The organism is Mycobacterium sp. TY814 (assembly GCF_030755175.1).
Lineage (GTDB): Bacteria > Actinomycetota > Actinomycetes > Mycobacteriales > Mycobacteriaceae > Mycobacterium.
Genome location: NZ_JAUFRY010000001.1, coordinates 346,794 through 364,349, shown reverse-complemented (window position 1 = coordinate 364,349; position 17,556 = coordinate 346,794). Strand labels below are relative to the sequence as shown.

The 17,556-nt window shown below is 66.6% G+C and carries 16 protein-coding genes and 1 pseudogene; 11 read left to right on the top strand and 6 right to left on the bottom strand.

What is annotated here, in order from left to right; all coding sequences use genetic code 11:
• Positions 1 to 76: 76 nt before the first annotated feature.
• Genes QXH22_RS01315 through mptB form a run of 3 tightly spaced genes read right to left on the bottom strand, consistent with a single transcriptional unit; the run spans position 77 to position 3,482 of the window.
• Positions 77 to 787 (bottom strand): ABC transporter permease, encoded by a 711-nt coding sequence (locus QXH22_RS01315; RefSeq protein ID WP_306275928.1) that lies wholly within the window; start codon positions 785 to 787, stop codon positions 77 to 79.
• A 59-nt stretch (positions 788 to 846) separates the two neighbouring features.
• Positions 847 to 1,788 (bottom strand): ABC transporter ATP-binding protein, encoded by a 942-nt coding sequence (locus tag QXH22_RS01310; RefSeq protein ID WP_306240971.1) that lies wholly within the window; start codon positions 1,786 to 1,788, stop codon positions 847 to 849.
• Entirely contained in the window at positions 1,785 to 3,482 is a 1,698-nt protein-coding gene (mptB, locus tag QXH22_RS01305; protein WP_306240970.1) for a polyprenol phosphomannose-dependent alpha 1,6 mannosyltransferase MptB, read from the bottom strand. Before mptB ends, QXH22_RS01310 begins: the two co-directional genes overlap by 4 nt.
• Positions 3,483 to 3,640: 158 nt before the next feature.
• On the opposite strand from mptB, the pseudogene QXH22_RS01300 reads away from it, so the two are divergent.
• The 7 genes and pseudogenes from QXH22_RS01300 to QXH22_RS01270 all read left to right on the top strand — a co-directional run bounded on the left by QXH22_RS01300 (position 3,641) and on the right by QXH22_RS01270 (position 9,864).
• Positions 3,641 to 4,425: pseudogene (locus QXH22_RS01300) on the top strand (helix-turn-helix transcriptional regulator).
• Positions 4,422 to 5,861: a Fe-S cluster assembly protein SufB gene (sufB, locus tag QXH22_RS01295; protein WP_306240968.1), complete on the top strand. Its 1,440-nt coding sequence runs from the start codon at positions 4,422 to 4,424 to the stop codon at positions 5,859 to 5,861. The pseudogene QXH22_RS01300 and the gene sufB overlap by 4 nt, the downstream one beginning before the upstream one ends.
• Positions 5,858 to 7,012 (top strand): Fe-S cluster assembly protein SufD, encoded by a 1,155-nt coding sequence (gene sufD, locus QXH22_RS01290; protein ID WP_306274769.1) that lies wholly within the window; start codon positions 5,858 to 5,860, stop codon positions 7,010 to 7,012. The genes sufB and sufD overlap by 4 nt, the downstream gene beginning before the upstream one ends.
• On the top strand, positions 7,009 to 7,788 hold the full coding sequence (sufC, locus tag QXH22_RS01285; protein ID WP_306274768.1) for a Fe-S cluster assembly ATPase SufC: 780 nt from the start codon (positions 7,009 to 7,011) through the stop codon (positions 7,786 to 7,788). The genes sufD and sufC overlap by 4 nt, the downstream gene beginning before the upstream one ends.
• Before the next feature lie 2 nt (positions 7,789 to 7,790).
• Positions 7,791 to 9,026 carry a cysteine desulfurase gene (locus QXH22_RS01280; protein WP_306240965.1) on the top strand — a complete coding sequence of 412 codons (1,236 nt, stop codon included), beginning with the start codon at positions 7,791 to 7,793 and terminating at the stop codon, positions 9,024 to 9,026.
• The gene (gene sufU, locus QXH22_RS01275) at positions 9,023 to 9,520 is read left to right on the top strand and encodes a Fe-S cluster assembly sulfur transfer protein SufU (protein WP_306244245.1); all 498 of its coding nucleotides are present in this window, start codon (positions 9,023 to 9,025) and stop codon (positions 9,518 to 9,520) included. Before QXH22_RS01280 ends, sufU begins: the two co-directional genes overlap by 4 nt.
• Positions 9,517 to 9,864: a metal-sulfur cluster assembly factor gene (locus tag QXH22_RS01270; RefSeq protein ID WP_306240964.1), complete on the top strand. Its 348-nt coding sequence runs from the start codon at positions 9,517 to 9,519 to the stop codon at positions 9,862 to 9,864. Before sufU ends, QXH22_RS01270 begins: the two co-directional genes overlap by 4 nt.
• Before the next feature lie 21 nt (positions 9,865 to 9,885).
• Here QXH22_RS01270 and QXH22_RS01265 read toward each other — a convergent pair whose 3' ends face one another.
• The 3 genes from QXH22_RS01265 to QXH22_RS01255 form a co-directional block, all read right to left on the bottom strand.
• On the bottom strand, positions 9,886 to 10,551 hold the full coding sequence (locus QXH22_RS01265; protein ID WP_306274767.1) for a DUF5666 domain-containing protein: 666 nt from the start codon (positions 10,549 to 10,551) through the stop codon (positions 9,886 to 9,888).
• A gap of 71 nt (positions 10,552 to 10,622) precedes the next feature.
• On the bottom strand, positions 10,623 to 12,452 hold the full coding sequence (locus QXH22_RS01260) for an acyl-CoA dehydrogenase (RefSeq protein WP_306240962.1): 1,830 nt from the start codon (positions 12,450 to 12,452) through the stop codon (positions 10,623 to 10,625).
• Between the two features lie 15 nt (positions 12,453 to 12,467).
• Positions 12,468 to 13,649, bottom strand: a complete 1,182-nt coding sequence (locus QXH22_RS01255; protein WP_306274766.1) for a PE family protein — start codon at positions 13,647 to 13,649, stop codon at positions 12,468 to 12,470.
• A 295-nt stretch (positions 13,650 to 13,944) separates the two neighbouring features.
• Between QXH22_RS01255 and QXH22_RS01250 the strand changes: the two genes are divergently transcribed.
• Genes QXH22_RS01250 through QXH22_RS01235 form a run of 4 tightly spaced genes read left to right on the top strand, consistent with a single transcriptional unit; the run spans position 13,945 to position 17,542 of the window.
• Positions 13,945 to 15,906, top strand: coding sequence for a heavy metal translocating P-type ATPase (locus QXH22_RS01250; protein ID WP_306274765.1), 1,962 nt, complete (start codon positions 13,945 to 13,947; stop codon positions 15,904 to 15,906).
• Positions 15,907 to 15,923: 17 nt separating this feature from the next.
• On the top strand, positions 15,924 to 16,283 hold the full coding sequence (locus QXH22_RS01245) for a co-chaperone YbbN (protein WP_306244243.1): 360 nt from the start codon (positions 15,924 to 15,926) through the stop codon (positions 16,281 to 16,283).
• A gap of 43 nt (positions 16,284 to 16,326) precedes the next feature.
• Entirely contained in the window at positions 16,327 to 16,671 is a 345-nt protein-coding gene (gene trxA, locus QXH22_RS01240; RefSeq protein WP_306240959.1) for a thioredoxin, read from the top strand.
• Positions 16,672 to 16,714: 43 nt separating this feature from the next.
• On the top strand, positions 16,715 to 17,542 hold the full coding sequence (locus QXH22_RS01235; RefSeq protein WP_306275927.1) for an enoyl-CoA hydratase: 828 nt from the start codon (positions 16,715 to 16,717) through the stop codon (positions 17,540 to 17,542).
• Positions 17,543 to 17,556: the final 14 nt, after the last annotated feature.

Below are 17,556 nucleotides of genomic sequence, written 5' to 3'. Positions count from 1 at the left end.
GGTTCCAGCGAAATTGAAGCCACGCACAACCGCGACCGCGTGTCGTGTCCCTGGTGGCAGTGTCGCGGCCGGGAGGTCAGGTGAAGCGGAAAAAGCGTCGTGCGGCCAGCGCGCCCGCACCGCCCCACACTGCGAGCACCGCCAGCCCGAACCAGTCCACCGACAGGTTCATGGCCTGCGACAGCGACTCGGTCAGCGCGCCCGACGGTGTCAGCCGCGCGGCCCATTTCACTCCGGACGGGATCATGCCCGTCTCCAGGGTCAGCGCGCCGAACCCGGCGAAGGCGAACCACAACAGGTTGGCCAGCGCGAGCACGATCTCGGCGCGCAGGGTGCCACCGAGCAGCAGGCCCAGTGCCGCGAACCCGGCAGTGCCCAGCGCGATCACTGCGCCACCGAGTGCCAGCGCCGCCAGCGGCGGTCGCCAGCCCAAAGCAAAACCGATGGCGCCCAGGACAATTGACTGCAGGAAGACGGTGAACACCACCGCCAGAGCCTTGCCGGCGATGATTCCCCACACTGGCAGCGGAGTCGCCCCGAGCCGCTTCAATGCGCCGTAGCGCCGGTCGAACGCGACGGCGATCGCCTGGCCGGTGAAGGCGGTAGAGATCACCGCGAGCGCCATGATCGCCGGCGTGAACACCGCGGCGCGATGCTCGCCGAATGATCCGAAGGGCAGCAGGGTGAGTCCGATCAGCAGCGTGATCGGGATGAACATCGTCAAGAGCAACTGCTCGCCGTTGCGTAGCAGCAGCTTGGCCTCCAGGCTGAACTGCGCGGCCAGCATGCGGGGTACGGCACTGGGACGCGGGTCCGGGGTGAAGGTGCCGGGCGGGAAGACGTCGCTCACGATCGCAGACTCCTGCCGGTCAGATCGAGGAAGACGTCCTCCAGGCTGCGCTGTTCGACGCGCAGGTCGGTGGCCAGGACGTCGATTCGGGCGCACCATGCCGTCACCGTCGCCAGCACCTGCGGGCCGACCGCGCCTTCGACGAGGTACTCGCCGGGTGACACCTCGCTAGCCCGGTATCCCTCGGGCAACGCAGCGGTCAGCAACGAAAGGTCAAGGCGCGGCGGTGCGCTGAACCGCAGCTGGTCCTTGGCGCCGCTGCGCATCAGCTCCGCCGGCGTCCCCGCGGCGACTGTCGTTCCGTTGTCGATGATCACCAGCCGATCGGCCAGTTCCTCGGCCTCTTTGAGCTGGTGGGTGGTCAGCACCACCGTGACGCCGTCGCGGCGCAGCGCGTCAATCAGCTCCCACACCAGCAGCCGGGCGTGGGCGTCCATGCCCGCGGTGGGTTCGTCGAGGAAAACCAGCTCGGGCCGTCCGACCAGTGCACACGCCAACGCGAGGCGTTGCTGCTGGCCACCGGAGAGGCGCCGGTACGTCGTACGCGCGGCTTCGGTGAGGCCGAGGGTTTCCAGCAGCCACTTCGGGTCCAGCGGATCGGCCGCGTAGGACGCCACCAGGTTCAGCATTTCGCCGGCGCGGGCTGCCGGGTAACCGCCGCCGCCCTGCAACATCACCCCGATGCGGGGGCGCAGGCGCGCGTTGTCGGCGATCGGGTCCAATCCGAGCACCTCGATGCTGCCGGAGTCGGGGCGAATGAAGCCCTCGCACATCTCGACGGTGGTCGTCTTTCCGGCGCCGTTGGGACCCAGCAGCGCGAACACCTCGGCGGCATGCACCTCGAGATCGAGGCTCGAAACGGCCTTTACGGATCCGTACTGCTTGCAAACCCCGCGCAGTCGTACCGCGATGTCGCGGTCGTGGGGGATGGAGCTCACGTGGAGTCAGCGTAGGCGTCCGGCGCCGCCGCGGGGGAAGGGGTGGGCGTCGCAGTGACGGGTGTCACCGAGGGCTCCGGTTCGACGGTTTCCTCCGGAAGGGGCTGCCACGGTAGCCGGTGATAGGTCAATGCGATGAGCACGACGACGATGAAGGCACTGGCCAAGGTCGCGTCGACGATCTGGAACAGCGCGAAGCGGTCGCCATTGGCGGTCGGGCCGAAGATGCCGACGATGAGGGTGACGATGATCGCCGCTGCCCGGAATTTCGTCCGGGTGGCCCAGGCGGCGAGCGGGATGATGGCCCACAGCAGGTACCAGGGCTGGACGACCGGGAACAGCAGCACCGTGAGGCCCAGCGCAACCCCCAGGCCGCCGATCGGGTGCAGCCGACCGCGGAACACCGCCAACAGCAGCCAGCAGACCATGACCATGATGATCAGCACGCCGATCGCACGGGTCAGCGACAAGATGGCGGTGGTGTGATCGCCTAGGCCGAGCAGAATGCCCACCTGTCCGGTGCCGAGTGCCAACAGCGTCGGCGGCGACATCCAGCTGCGCACCACATTGGCGGTGCCGAGGGTGAAAATCCAGCCGAAGCCCAGCCCGCTGGCCCAGCCGACCAGGCCCATCACCGCCAGCGTCAACGCCGCCATTGCGGTGCCCGACAGCAAGAAGGACTTCACCGTGCTGCCGAGCCGGTAGGCCAGTGCCATGGTGACGAATCCCAGCGCCAGCAGCGACGGCAGCTTCACCTGCGACGAGAGCACGATGAGGATCGAACCGCCCAGCAGGAGCCCCAGGGGTTGCCAGTCCGGGCCGATCCGCCACGACTGAGGCATAAGGCGATCCGACCGCTGTCCGTCCAGGCCGCGCAACGCGAACTCCGCACCCGTCAGCATCAGCCCCAGCATCAGCGCCTCATTGTGGATACCGGCGACCAGGTGCATGAACAGCAGCGGATTGGCCGCGCCGAGCCACAGTGCGCTGACCTCGGCGACTCCGCACCGGCGGGCCAGCCGGGGCGTCGCCCACACGATCAACGCGACACCGCACAGCACCACCAGTCGGTGACACAGCACGGCGGCGACGATGTTCTCCCCGGTGAGACCCGAGATGCCACGCCCGATCCACAGGAACAGCGGGCCGTAGGGCGCCGGCGTCTCTCGCCAGAGGCTCGGCACCGACAGCGTGAACACATGCCCCAGGCCCAGTCCGGACGCCGGCCCCACCCGGTAGGGGTCGAGTCCTTCCAGTGAGATCTGGCTCTGGGCCAAATAGGAATAGACGTCCTTGCTGTACATCGGTGGTGCGATCAACAGCGGCAGCATCCACAACACCAGCGTGCGGTCCAGTTCGCCGCGCGACATCCGGCGCTTGCCGGACGCGAACCGCCCGAGCATCAGCCAGGCCAGCGCCATCATCACCGCGCCGGTGGTGGTCATGGTCAGCGACACCGTCTGGATGCGCGACGGCAGATTCAGCAGACGCACGCCGAAGGTCGGATCCTGGACCACCGGCCTGGCGCCGTCGCCCAGGGCCCCGATCGCCATCAGCACCGTGCCGGTGGCGCCGAACAGCCGGGTCCGCTTCATCGCGGTGAACTCGGCGGCGTTGAGCGGCTTGCCCACCGTCTGCTCGTCGCCGTGCAGACTGGCGATCGACGAGCTCAGGGTGTGGTGGCGGGCTGCCATCAGAGCAGACTAGCCCCGGCGACGATGCCGGCCGCAAAATGCGGCCGGTTGAGGAGCGGGGCCATCGATCGGGCCGGCGACGATGCCGGCCGCAAAATGCGGCCGGTCGAGGAGCGGGAAACCAGCGCTGTTGCCCTCGTCACGTAAGGGCACCCTTGCTGGACCGATTACCGGAATTGCGACACACTGGTGTTGTGAAAATCCAATCCACACAGCCTGCTGCGGCGCCCGCAGCCGGTGCTGTCGGTTCGGACGGTCACACCCGGCGCACGATCGTACGCCTGCTGCTCGAATCAGGCTCCATCACCGCCACCGAAATCGGCGACCGGCTAAGCCTGGCGCCCGCGGGTGTCCGCCGGCATCTCGACGCGCTGATCGAGGCGGGAGAGGCGGAGTCGGTTGCGGCGGCGTCCTGGCAGCAGGTGGGGCGCGGACGGCCCGCCAAACGGTACCGATTGACCGCGGCCGGTCGCGCCAAGCTTGACCACGCCTACGACGACCTCGCCTCCGCTGCAATGCGGCAATTGCGTGAGATCGGCGGCGAGGACGCGGTGAAGACGTTCGCGCGGCGCGCCGCATCGACGCGATTCTGTCCGGGGTCGAGGCGGCTGACGGCCACGACGAGGATGCCGTCGAAGAAACCGCCGACCGGATCGCCCAAGCGCTGACCAAAGCCGGATATGTCGCCACCACCACCCGGGTGGGCGGCCCCATCCACGGTGTGCAAATCTGCCAGCACCACTGCCCGGTGTCGCACGTCGCCGAGGAATTCCCCGAGTTGTGCGAAGCCGAGCAGCAGGCCATGTCCGAGGTGCTCGGCTCCCACGTGCAGTTGTTGGCGACGATCGTCAACGGTGACTGCGCCTGCACCACCCACGTACCTCTAGCCCCGGCGCCCAGCCCGCGCCCAACCGCAACGAGCACCAAGGGAGCGTCCTCATGACACTCGAAGCTGCACGGACCGTCGAGCCATTGACCCAGGAGCAGACCATCGAGTCGCTGGGCAAATACGGCTACGGCTGGGCCGACTCGGACATCGCGGGCGCCAGCGCGCAACGCGGGCTGTCCGAGGCGGTCGTGCGTGACATCTCAGCCAAGAAGAACGAGCCGGAGTGGATGCTGAACATCCGGCTCAAGGCGCTGGGCATCTTCGACAAGAAGCCCATGCCGAACTGGGGCTCCAACCTCGAGGGCATCGACTTCGACAACATCAAGTACTTCGTGCGCTCGACCGAGAAGCAGGCCGCCAGCTGGGATGAACTGCCGGAGGACATCAAAAACACCTACGACCGGCTGGGCATCCCCGAAGCAGAAAAGCAGCGCCTGGTCGCCGGTGTGGCCGCCCAGTACGAGTCGGAGGTGGTGTACCACCAGATCCGGGAAGACCTCGAGGCTCAGGGCGTCATCTTCCTCGACACCGACACCGGATTACGGGAACACCCCGACATCTTCAAGAAGTACTTCGGCACCGTGATCCCGGCGGGTGACAACAAGTTCTCCGCGCTGAACACGGCCGTGTGGTCGGGCGGCAGCTTCATCTACGTGCCGCCGGGCGTGCACGTCGACATCCCGCTGCAGGCCTACTTCCGGATCAACACCGAGAACATGGGCCAGTTCGAGCGGACGCTGATCATCGTCGACGAAAACGCCTACGTGCACTACATCGAGGGTTGTACCGCGCCGATCTACAAGTCGGACTCACTGCACTCCGCGGTGGTGGAGATCATCGTAAAGCCCGGTGGCCGTTGCCGTTACACGACGATCCAGAACTGGTCGAACAACGTCTACAACCTGGTTACCAAGCGGGCCCGGGCCGAGGCCGGCGCCACCATGGAGTGGGTCGACGGCAACATCGGATCCAAGGTGACCATGAAGTACCCGGCGGTCTGGATGACCGGCGAGCACGCCAAGGGGGAGGTGCTGTCGATCGCTTTCGCCGGTGAGGACCAGCACCAGGACACCGGCGCCAAGATGCTGCACCTGGCCCCGAACACGTCGAGCAACATCGTGTCCAAGTCGGTGGCGCGCGGCGGCGGGCGCACCTCCTACCGCGGCCTGGTTCAGGTGAACAAAGGCGCGCACGGCTCCAAGTCGAGCGTGAAATGCGATGCGCTGCTGGTCGATACGATCAGCCGCAGCGACACCTACCCCTACGTCGACATCCGCGAGGACGACGTCACGATGGGCCACGAGGCCACCGTCTCGAAGGTCAGCGAGAACCAGCTGTTCTACCTGATGAGCCGCGGCATGACCGAGGACGAGGCCATGGCGATGGTGGTGCGCGGGTTCGTCGAGCCGATCGCCAAAGAACTGCCGATGGAGTACGCGCTGGAGCTCAACCGGCTGATCGAGTTGCAGATGGAGGGCGCGGTCGGATGACGGCCGCGCTCAACAAAGGGGAACTGTTCGCGTCTTTCGACGTTGACGCCTTCGAAGTCCCGCACGGCCGCGACGAACTGTGGCGCTTCACCCCACTGAAGCGCCTGCGCGGGCTGCACGACGGCAGCGCGGTAGCCACCGGAACCGCGACCATCACCGTCAGCGAACACGACGGTGTGCAGACCGAGTCAGTGCGCCGCGGCGACGAGCGCCTCGGTCAGGGCGGCGTTCCCGCGGACCGGGTTGCGGCTCAGGCTTTTTCGTCGTTCAATGCCGCGACGCTGGTGACCGTCGGGCGCGACACCCAGGTCAGCGAACCGGTCAACATCACCGTTGCCGGACCGGGCCAGGGCGCCACCGCCTACGGGCACCTGCAGATCCGGGTCGAAGAACTCGGCGAGGCCGTGGTCGTCATCGACCACCGGGGCAGCGGAACGTACGCCGACAACGTCGAATTCGTCGTCGGTGACGCCGCCCGGCTCACCGTCATCTGGATCGCTGACTGGGCCGACGACACGGTGCACGTCAGCGCACACCACGCCCGCCTCGGCAGAGATGCGGTGCTGCGCCACGTCACCGTCACCCTGGGCGGTGAGGTGGTGCGGTTGGCCGCCAACGTGCGGTTCGCCGGACCGGGTGGGGACGCCGAGCTACTGGGCCTGTACTTCGCCGACGACGGTCAGCACCTCGAATCGCGGCTGCTGGTGGACCACGCCCAGCCGGACTGCCGATCCAATGTGCTGTATAAGGGTGCGCTGCAAGGAGATCCGTCGTCGAAGCTGCCCGACGCGCACACTGTGTGGATCGGTGACGTGCTGATCCGCGCCGAGGCCACCGGCACCGACACTTTCGAGATGAATCGCAACCTGGTGCTCACCGACGGGGCGCGCGCCGACTCGGTGCCCAACCTGGAAATCGAGACCGGCGAAATCGCCGGCGCCGGACACGCCAGCGCCACCGGGCGATTCGACGACGAACAATTGTTCTACCTGCGCTCCCGCGGCATTCCTGAAGAGCAGGCCCGCCGGCTGGTGATCCGCGGTTTCTTCGGCGAGATCATCTCGAAGATCGCGGTGCCCGAAGTGCGGGAGCGCCTCACCGCGGCCATCGAACACGAACTGGAAATGACGGAGAAGGCAACAACCGCATGACAATCCTGGAAATCAGAGACCTGCACGTCAGCGTCGAAAACCCGAGCGGCGTCGAAGGCGAACGCGAGATCCCGATCCTCAAGGGCGTCGACCTGACCGTGAAATCCGGTGAGAAGCATGCCTTGATGGGGCCCAACGGTTCCGGCAAATCGACGCTGTCCTACGCCATCGCCGGACACCCCAAATACGTCGTCACCTCAGGCTCGATCACGCTGGACGGCGAAGATGTGCTGGCGATGAGCGTCGACGAGCGGGCGCGGGCCGGCCTGTTCCTGGCCATGCAGTACCCGGTCGAGGTGCCCGGGGTCTCGGTGTCGAACTTCCTGCGCTCGGCCGCCACCGCCATCCGTGGTGAGGCGCCCAAGCTGCGCCACTGGGTCAAAGAGGTCAAGGCCGCGATGTCCGCCCTGGAGATCGACCCGGCGTTCGCAGAGCGCAACGTCAACGAGGGCTTCTCCGGCGGTGAGAAGAAGCGGCACGAGATCCTGCAACTCGAGTTGCTCAAGCCCAAGATCGCGATCCTCGACGAGACCGACTCCGGCCTGGACGTCGATGCGCTGCGGGTGGTCAGCGAGGGCGTCAATCGTTATGCCGAGGCGGAGAACGGCGGCATCCTGCTGATCACGCACTACACCCGCATCCTGCGCTACATCAAGCCGGAGTATGTGCACGTCTTCGTCGGCGGCCGCATCGCCGAATCGGGCGGCTCGGAGCTGGCCGACGAACTCGAGCAGAACGGCTACGTGCGCTTCACGCAGGCGACCGCAGGCGCGTAAGCATGTTGGACCTCACGGCGATCCGCGCCGATTTCCCCATCCTCAAGCGCGTCATGCGCGGTGGAAATCAGTTGGCGTATCTGGATTCCGGAGCGACGTCGCAGCGACCCCTGCAGGTGCTCGACGCCGAGCGTGAGTTCCTCGTCACCTCCAACGGCGGCGTGCACCGGGGCGCGCACCAGCTGATGGAAGAAGCCACCGACGCCTACGAGCAGGGCCGCGCCGACATCGCTGCCTTCGTGGGTGCCGAACCCGACGAATTGGTGTTCACCAAGAACGCCACCGAGTCGCTGAACCTCGTGTCGTATGTGTTGGGAGACAGCCGGTTCGACAGCGCCCTCGGGCCCGGCGACGTGATCGTCACCACCGAACTCGAGCACCACGCCAATCTGGTGCCCTGGCAGGAGCTGGCGCGGCGCACCGGCGCCACTCTCAAGTGGTTCGGGGTGACCGAAGACGGTCGTATCGACATCGACTCGTTGCAGCTCGACGAGAACGTCAAAGTCGTGACATTCAGCCATCATTCGAACGTCACCGGCGCGCTGGCGCCGGTCGGCGAGCTGGTCGGGCGAGCCCGGTCCGTCGGTGCCCTCACGGTGCTCGACGCCTGCCAGTCGGTGCCGCACCAGCCGGTCGACTTCCACGCACTCGGGGTGGACTTCGCCGCCTTCTCCGGGCACAAGATGTTGGGGCCCAACGGTATCGGGGTCCTCTACGCCCGCGGCGAGTTGCTCAACACGATGCCGCCGTTTCTCACCGGCGGGTCGATGATCGAGACCGTCACCATGGAGACCTCGACCTATGCGCCCGCCCCGCAGCGCTTCGAAGCGGGAACGCCGATGACGTCACAGGTGGTCGGACTGGCGGCTGCGGCGCGCTATTTGAGCGCTGTCGGCATGGAAGCCGTTGAGGCGCACGAACGTGAGCTGGTCGCCAAGACCATCGAGGGCCTGTCCGGCATCGACGGTGTGCGCATCGTCGGACCCACGTCGATGGAGAACCGCGGCTCGCCAGTCTCGTTCATCGTCGACGGCGTGCACGCGCACGACGTCGGCCAAGTGCTCGACGACGAGGGCGTGGCCGTGCGCGTCGGCCACCACTGTGCGTTGCCACTGCACCGCCGGTTCGGCCTGGCAGCCACGGCCCGGGCATCCTTCGCCCTGTACAACACCGAGGAGGAAGTCGACCGCCTGATCGCCGGCGTGAAACGATCCCTCGAATTCTTTGGGAGAGGCTGACGTTGCGTCTCGAGCAGATGTACCAGGACGTGATCCTGGACCACTACAAGCACCCGCACCACCGCGGGCTGCGGGAACCGTTCGGTGCCGAGGTCTTCCACGTCAACCCGGTCTGTGGTGACGAGGTCACGCTGCGTGTCAGCCTCTCTGAGGACGGCCAGACAGTCGCCGACATCTCCTACGACGGGCAGGGCTGTTCGATTAGCCAGGCGGCGACATCGGTGCTCACCGAACAGGTGATCGGGCAGAGCGTGTCGCAGGCCCTCGACACCATCGACGCCTTCACTGAGATGGTCTCCTCGCGCGGCACCGTGCAGGGCGACGAGGACGTGCTGGGGGACGGGATCGCGTTCGCGGGGGTGGCCAAGTATCCGGCGCGGGTCAAATGCGCACTGCTGGGCTGGATGGCGTTCAAGGATGCGCTGGCGCGGGCCAGCGCGGCAAAGCAAGCGCCTGCGCAGGCGCACGCCGGCTTCGAGGAGGTTGCACAATGAGCGACGCCGCTGCATCTGACGAGCTACTGCTCGCCGACGTGGAAGAGGCGATGCGCGACGTCGTCGACCCGGAACTGGGGATCAACGTCGTCGACCTCGGCCTCGTCTACGGTCTGAATCTGGAGAAGGGTGACGAGGGAACCGTCGCCCTGGTCGATATGACCCTGACGTCGGCGGCCTGCCCGCTGACCGACGTCATCGAAGACCAGTCGCGGTCGGCGCTGGTTGGCGCGGGCCTGGTCGACGAAATCAAGATCAATTGGGTCTGGAACCCGCCGTGGGGCCCGGACAAGATCACCGAGGACGGCCGCGAGCAGTTGCGCGCCCTCGGGTTTACGGTCTAGCCGGCGGGCGCGGAGCACCCCCTAGTGCCCGTGCGGCCCAACGCCGTCCGGGCACTTGCCGTTGGCGGCCGGGCGCAGGCTGATCACCGTCGCCTGCAACGTGCCGTTGTCCTCGCTGCCGCGGGCTGTGATGCATTTGCCTTGCGCGATCGCCTGTGACGTCGCCGGGGCCATTTTGGTGTACTTCGTCTGGTCGGTAACTGTCACCGTCTGGGGCGCGGCGGCGGTGTTGATCGTAATAGTTTGTCCCGCAACGGAAGCCACGCTGCCCTGGATCGGCGCATGCTTGCCGGGAGTCGTGGGTTGCTTGCCCTGTGGGCATTTGCCGTCGACCGCCGGGCTGACGCGCACCCAGGTCGCTGCCTGACCGGCATCGTTGGTCCTCACCGTGACACAGCTGCCCGCAGTGACGTCCGTCAGGGCCGCCGTCGTCATCTCGGTCACCTTGGTCGACCCGGTGAAGTCGACTGTGGCCGTTCCGCTTTGCTGCGTCACCTGCGCCGCGTTGCCCGCCACGGACGCGATTAGGCCACGAACTTGTGCGTCGCCCTTGCCCGGGGCCGACGTCGTCGGCAACGCCACCACGGTGCTCGGCGATGTGGTCGGGCTGGAGGTGGTGGATGAGCTGCACGACGCGACCGACAGCGCCGTGGCGCCGGCAAGTATCGCGATACGAGTGAATGACAACATGTCTCCCCAAATCGTCGGTGGTTCTTGACGATCCGGTCTACCCCTCGGAGCTGTGCGGACCCTATGCGTCAGAAGACGTCTTCGGAGACCCGCATGATGTCGTCGTCGATGTTCTCCAGCACCGCCCGCACCCCGGCCAGCTTCGGCAACATGTTCTTGGCGAAGAACGCCGACACACCGACCTTGCCCTCGTAAAAGGCCTTGTCGCTCGCGGACGGATCGCCCTCCAGCGCCGCCGCCGCCACGTTGGCCTGCGCCAACAACCGCCAGCCGATCATCAGGTCACCGACGGCAAGCAGGTAGCGCACCGAGCCCAGGCCTACCTTGTAGATGTCAGTGGGGTGTTGGGCGGCCGACATCAGGTATCCCATCAGCGCACCAGTCATGCCGGTGACGTCTTCGACGGCGGCCTGCAGCAGCTCGGCCTGGTCCTTCAATGACTCCGTGGTGGTCTCGATGGTCTTGTTGATCTGCGTCGTCACGTGCTGCAGAGACTGCCCGTGGTCGCGCACGATCTTGCGGAAGAAGAAGTCCATCGCCTGGATCGCGGTGGTGCCTTCGTAGAGCGAGTCGATCTTCGAGTCGCGGATGTACTGCTCCAGCGGGTAGTCGGTGAGGAAACCGGACCCGCCGAGCGTCTGCAGCGATTCGGTCAGCACCTCGTAGGCCCGCTCCGAGCCCACGCCCTTGACGATGGGCAGCAGCAGGTCGTCGACGCGGTGCGCCAGGTCGGGGTCGGCGCCCGAAACATGTTGTGCCACAGCGCTGTCCTGATGCGCTGCGGCATACATGTAGACGGCTCGCAGGCCCTCCGCGTACGCCTTCTGAGTCATCAGGCTGCGACGCACGTCGGGGTGGTGCATGATCGTGACGCGCGGCGCGGTCTTGTCCGTCATCTGCGTCATGTCCGCGCCCTGCACCCGTTCCTTCGCATAGGCGAGGGCGTTGAGGTAGCCCGTCGACAGGGTCCCCGCAGACTTGACGCCGATTGTCATGCGCGCGTTCTCGATCACGTGGAACATCTGCGCGATCCCGTCGTGGACACCGCCGACCAGATATCCGACGGCCGGAACGTCGGTGGCCCCGAAGGTCAGCTCGCAGGTGGGGGAGGACTTCAGACCCATCTTGTGTTCCACCCCGGTGACGTAGACCCCGTTGCGCGCACCGAGCTCGCCGGTGTCCGGGTCGAACAGGAAGTTGGGAACGTAGAACAGGCTCAAACCCTTGGTACCCGGTCCCGCGCCCTCAGGGCGAGCCAACACCAGATGGAAGATGTTCTCGGTCGTGTCGCCGACGTCGCCACCGGAGATGAATCGCTTGACGCCCTCGATGTGCCAGGTGCCGTCGGGCTGTTCGATGGCCTTGGTCCGGCCCGCTCCGACATCCGAGCCGGCGTCGGGTTCGGTGAGTACCATGGTCGATTGCCAGCCGCGCTCGACTCCCATTGCGGCCCAACGCTTCTGCTCGTCGTTGCCCTCGACGAACAGTGATTGCGAAAGAATGGGGCCGAGGTTGAAGAAGCAGACCGACGGGTTGGCGCAGTAGATCATCTCGTTGACCGCCCAGGTGAGCGGCGGAGGCGCGGCCATGCCGCCGATCTCCTCGGCGAGGCCCAGTCGCCACCATTCCGCGTCCTTGATGGCCTGCACGGTCTTCACCAATTCCGGTGCGACGCTGATGGAGTGCGTAGCCGGGTCGAAGACCGGAGGATGGCGGTCGGCGAAGGCGAAGGACTCGGCGACCGGGCCTTCGGCCAACCGGGCCGCTTCCGAGAGGATGGTGCGCACCGTGTCTTCGTCGAGGTCGGCATACTTGCCGGTCCCCAGTACGGCACCGACGTCAAGAACCTCGAACAGATTGAACTCGAGATCGCGCACGTTGGCGATGTAGTGCCCCACTGTGGTTCCTTCCACTCAGTCTGATCGGCCCGGTGATCGGGCACAGTCTTGCTGCTGGGAGAAAACGTACGCAACCGTAACCAGGAAACCTCCTGACTTGCGACGGCTCTTAGCCGTTGGCGCGCCGTTCTGGCCGAACAGCAGCCCGCGCTGGCCGCCGAGGCCGTTTGGACTGCCACCCGCCCCGCCGTTACCGATCAAAATCGCATTACCGCCGTTACCGGCGTTGATATTGGCATTGCCTCCGGCTCCGCCGTTGCCGATCAGCCCGGCCTGCCCACCGGGCCCGCCGACGCCGCCCATCGGGGCGTTGCCGCCGGCGCCGCCGTTACCGACGAAGACCCCCCCGGCGCCTCCGGCTCCGGCCGGGGCGGCGTTGGATGCCGCCCCGCCACTGCCGCCGTCGCCGAACAGGAAAGCCCTGCCGCCGTTGCCGGCGGGGCCGGTGAGGGAACTGCCGCCGCCGCCACCGCCGTTGCCGTACAGCAGTCCGCCGTTGCCTCCGGCGCCGCCCGCCCCCATCCCGTTGGGGCTGGTACCGCCGAGGCCGCCATTCCCGAACAAGAATGCGGAGCCGCCGGCACCGCCGGCGCCGCCGCCACCGCCGCTGTTACCGCCGGCGCCGCCACCGCCGAACAGCCAGCCGCCGGCACCACCGGCGCCGCCGTTGGCGCCCAACCCGCCCACGCCGCCGGCCCCGCCGAAACCGAGCAGTCCCGCGGCCCCGCCGTTGCCTCCGCCTACTCCCGCGACGCCCGACGAGAATCCGTTGCCGCCATTGCCGAACAGAAGGCCGCCCGCCTGGCCGTTCGGGTTCGCCGCGGTTCCGTCAGCGCCGTTGCCGATCAGCGGGCGGCCCAACAGCGCGTTGGTGGGTGCGTTGATCAGGTCCAGGATCGGCTGCAGCGGACCGATATTGGTCGCTTCGGCGAGGGCATAAGCATTGGCGCCGCCGGAGAGCAACTGCACGAACTGTTCGTGGAATGCGGTGGCTCCGGCGCTGAGGGTCTGATACGTCTGCGCGTGCGCACCGAAAATGGCGGCGACGGCGGCCGACACCTCGTCCGCGCCGGCGGCGGCGACGGCGGTCGTCTGGGCCGCCGCGGCGTTGTTGGCTTCGCTGATCAGTGATCCGACCCGGGCGAGATTGCCCGCTGCTTGCGATACGAAATCGGTATTGGCGACCACAAACGACATCTCGCACCTCCACAGCGAAGAGCCGGCGATCCCAGAATCGTATCGCGATTCGGCAATGATGAATCCTTTTCGGCAACCATTTTTCGGCGAATTTAAGTAGTCCATCAAAGGAATTCGGCGCCGTATCCCGACCGAGCTGAACGAGTTGGCGGCTGCTGCGGTGCGGGTCTGTATGCCCAAGTGCCAGAAGCCAATTCAATGACATAACGGAACCAAACCGAGACCTCCGGCGACGCCCGCGTCAATAGACTCGGTGCATCCAGACGTAGTCCCAAGCCGTTGTGAGGCCGCCGGAATGACCTTGACCGCTCTCGAAGAGACCGCCCCGGAGGTTTCCTTCGACCGCGTTCCCGCCGTCCGCCGGATGAGTTGGCGCGTCGCGTTGTGGTCGGTCATGTCGGTGCGCTGGGCCACCGTCGCGTTGACACTGTTCCTGGGCGGGCTGGCGGCGCAACTCGCCAGTGCGCCACCCGTCGTCTGGTGGACGCTGTATCTGGCCTGTTATCTGGCCGGCGGCTGGGGCTCGGCATGGGCAGGCGCGCAGGCGCTTCGGAACAAGGCGCTCGACGTCGACCTGCTGATGATCGTGGCGGCGATCGGTGCGGTGGCGATCGGTCAGATATTCGACGGAGCTTTGCTCATCGTGATTTTCGCGACCTCGGGTGCCCTCGACGAGGTTGCGACAAAGCACACCGCGGATTCGGTGCAGGGCCTGATGGACCTCGCGCCCGATCAGGCCGTAATCGTCGACGCGGCAGGCCTCGAGCGGGTGGTGCCTGCGAGCGAACTCGAGGTGGGCGACCGGTTGGTGGTGCGGCCGGGAGAACGGATGCCTGCCGACGGCGTGGTGCTGTCCGGTGAGTCCGAGGTGGACCAGTGCTCGATCACCGGTGAATCGATGCCGGTCATCAAGGCTGCCGGTGACGATGTCTTCGCCGGCACGGTCAACGGGTCCGGCGTGCTGCAGATGGTCGTCGCCCGCGACCCATCTCAGAGCGTCGTCGCGAGGATCGTCGAGTTGGTATCCGAGGCGTCCGCAACCAAGGCCAAAACCCAACTGTTCATTGAGAAAATCGAGCAGCGATACTCGGTGGGAGTGGTGGTGGCCTCGCTGGCTCTGATCGCGGGTCCGCTGCTGCTGGGCTCTGCGTTGCAGCCAACCCTGTTGCGCGCCATGACGTTCATGATCGTCGCTTCCCCGTGCGCGGTGGTGTTGGCCACCATGCCGCCGCTGCTTTCGGTGATCGCCAACGCCGGCCGGCACGGCATCCTGGTGAAGTCGGCGGTCGTCGTCGAACGCCTTGCCGACACCACCGTCGTCGCGTTGGACAAGACCGGCACGCTGACCTGCGGGACGCCGCGGCTGACGTCCGTCCAGGCGCTGCGGCCGGAGTCGGTCGGCATATCGCGGTTGCTCGAATTAGCCGCTGCTGCAGAGCAATTCAGCGAACATCCGCTGGGCCGGGCGATCGTCGGGGAAGCGCGCCGGCGCGGTGTGGCCATCCCCGCCGCCGATGACTTCCGCGCGGTGCCGGGCCGCGGGGTGCGTGCGATGGTCGGACGCGATTTCGTCGAGGTCTGCAGCCCGCACAGCTTCCGCGGAACGCTCCCGCGGGAAGTGGCACATCTCGTCGATACCGGGGCCACAGCCGCGGTCATCGTCCTCAACGGGGCGGCCGTCGGTGTGCTGGGACTCGCCGATCAGATCCGCTCCGACGCCGTGGACTCCGTCGCGGCCATGACGGCCGTGACGTCGGCACCTCCGGTGCTGCTGACCGGCGACAATGCCCGCGCGGCCCGACTTGTCGCCCGCGACGCCGGGATCGCCGACGTGCGCGCCGGGCTGCTGCCCGAGCAGAAGGTGGCCGCGGTACGTGCGCTGCAGGCGGACGGTCACCGGGTCCTGTTGGTGGGTGATGGCGTCAACGACGCGCCGGCGATGGCCGCGGCGTGTGCCTCGATGGCGATGGGTGCGGGCTCCGACATCGCCCTGCAGACCGCCGACGCGGTGACGGTGCGCGATGAACTGCACACCATCCCGACGATCATCGGGCTGGCCCGGCAGGCGCGCCGCGTGGTGACCGTCAACCTTGCGCTCGCCAGCAGCATCATCGCGGTGCTGGTGCTGTGGGATCTCTTTGGGCAGCTGCCGTTACCGCTGGGAGTGGCCGGTCACGAGGGATCCACACTGCTGGTGGCGCTCAACGGGATGCGCCTGTTGAGTAAGCGAAGCTGGCGGTCTGCCGCGTCGCGTTGACGTACGCTCTACTGCTGATGGGCACCGGGTCGACACGTGATCTGACCGCCGCCGACTTCCGGCAGGCGGTTAGGGGCAACGAGAACGTGTTCGTTTACTTCTGGGCGCCGTTGTGCCAGCCGTGCGACGTGTTCACGCCTACCTACGAGACTTCCGCGCAGAATTGCCCGGACATCGTGCACGGCAAAGTGAACTTCGAAACCGAAAAGGAATTGGTCGAAACGGCAGGGGTCACATTGTTGCCGACATTGATGGCTTTCAAAAAGGGCGCATTGGTGTTCAAGCAGCCGGGGATCGCCAATCCGAGGGTGATGGCCGAATTGGTCAAGCAGTTGCGGGCCTATCGGCATCAGCAGACGACGCCGAGCTTGTTGTGAGCGGCTCGGGAACAACGATCACGACGTCGGCGTTAGCGCAGTTGTGACTACCCAAGACCTCACTGCCTCGCAGTTCAACGAAACGGTCAACGGCAACGACATGGTGCTGGTCGACTTCTGGGCCTCCTGGTGCGGCCCGTGTCGCGCCTTCGCGCCCACCTTCAAGGCTGCGTCGGAGAAGCATCCCGACGTGGTCTTCGCCAAGGTCGACACCGAGGCCGAGCAGGAACTCGCCGCGGCCGCCCAGATCCGCTCGATCCCTACCCTGATGGCCTTCAAGAAGGGCAAGCTGCTCTTCAACCAGGCCGGTGCGCTGCCCCCGGCGGCGCTGGAGGACCTGGTGCAGCAGCTCAAGGCCTACGACATCGAAGAGGCGACCGAAGTCTGAGCGCGAACCCGGCCGGGGTTACGTTCGCGGACTCGGGCCCGTTCTGCGTTACCGTTTCACGGTGAGTTTGGTCCTCCTGGAACACCCGCGGCCCGAGATTGCTCTGATCACGCTGAACCGTCCCGAGCGGATGAACTCGATGGCGTTCGACGTCATGGTGCCGCTCAAGGAGGCTCTCGACGAGGTCACCTACGACAATTCGGTGCGTGTGGTGGTCCTCACCGGGGCGGGACGGGGGTTCTCGTCGGGCGCCGACCACAAGTCCGCCGGCACCGTCCCGCACGTCGAAGACCTCACCCGCCCGACGTACGCGCTGCGGTCGATGGAACTGCTCGACGAGATCATTCTGAAGCTGCGGCGCCTGCACCAACCGGTGATCGCCGCGGTCAACGGCGCGGCGATCGGCGGGGGACTGTGCCTGGCGCTGGCATCCGACATCCGGGTGGCCTCGACCAGCGCGTATTTCCGGGCGGCCGGCATCAACAACGGTCTCACCGCCAGCGAACTCGGCCTGAGTTATCTGCTGCCCCGGGCCATCGGGTCCTCGCGGGCATTCGAGATCATGCTGACCGGCCGTGACGTCTCCGCCGAGGAGGCCGAACGGATCGGATTGGTGTCCTGTCAGGTGCCGGAAGCCCAGTTGCTGGACACCTGTTATGCGATTGCCGCGCGCATGGCGGCGTTCTCGCGGCCGGGTATCGAGTTGACCAAACGCACGCTATGGAGTGGACTGGACGCCAGCAGCCTCGAGGGACACATGCAGGCCGAAGGCCTCGGACAGCTTTTCGTCCGTCTGCTCACCTCCAACTTCGAAGAAGCGGTTGCCGCACGCGCAGAGAAGCGCCCAGCGGTATTCACTGACGACAAATAACGCCGGCGAGTAGC

Excerpts from the sequence above, each read along its gene's own strand:
- QXH22_RS01315 (WP_306275928.1), bottom strand. The coding sequence starts at position 787 with ATGCTGGCCGCGCAGTTCAGCCTGGAGGCCAAGCTGCTGCTACGCAAC.
- mptB (WP_306240970.1), bottom strand. The coding sequence starts at position 3,482 with ATGGCAGCCCGCCACCACACCCTGAGCTCGTCGATCGCCAGTCTGCAC.
- sufB (WP_306240968.1), top strand. The coding sequence starts at position 4,422 with ATGACACTCGAAGCTGCACGGACCGTCGAGCCATTGACCCAGGAGCAG.
- sufD (WP_306274769.1), top strand. The coding sequence starts at position 5,858 with ATGACGGCCGCGCTCAACAAAGGGGAACTGTTCGCGTCTTTCGACGTT.
- sufC (WP_306274768.1), top strand. The coding sequence starts at position 7,009 with ATGACAATCCTGGAAATCAGAGACCTGCACGTCAGCGTCGAAAACCCG.
- QXH22_RS01280 (WP_306240965.1), top strand. The coding sequence starts at position 7,791 with ATGTTGGACCTCACGGCGATCCGCGCCGATTTCCCCATCCTCAAGCGC.
- QXH22_RS01270 (WP_306240964.1), top strand. The coding sequence starts at position 9,517 with ATGAGCGACGCCGCTGCATCTGACGAGCTACTGCTCGCCGACGTGGAA.
- QXH22_RS01255 (WP_306274766.1), bottom strand. The coding sequence starts at position 13,649 with ATGTCGTTTGTGGTCGCCAATACCGATTTCGTATCGCAAGCAGCGGGC.
- QXH22_RS01250 (WP_306274765.1), top strand. The coding sequence starts at position 13,945 with ATGACCTTGACCGCTCTCGAAGAGACCGCCCCGGAGGTTTCCTTCGAC.
- QXH22_RS01245 (WP_306244243.1), top strand. The coding sequence starts at position 15,924 with ATGGGCACCGGGTCGACACGTGATCTGACCGCCGCCGACTTCCGGCAG.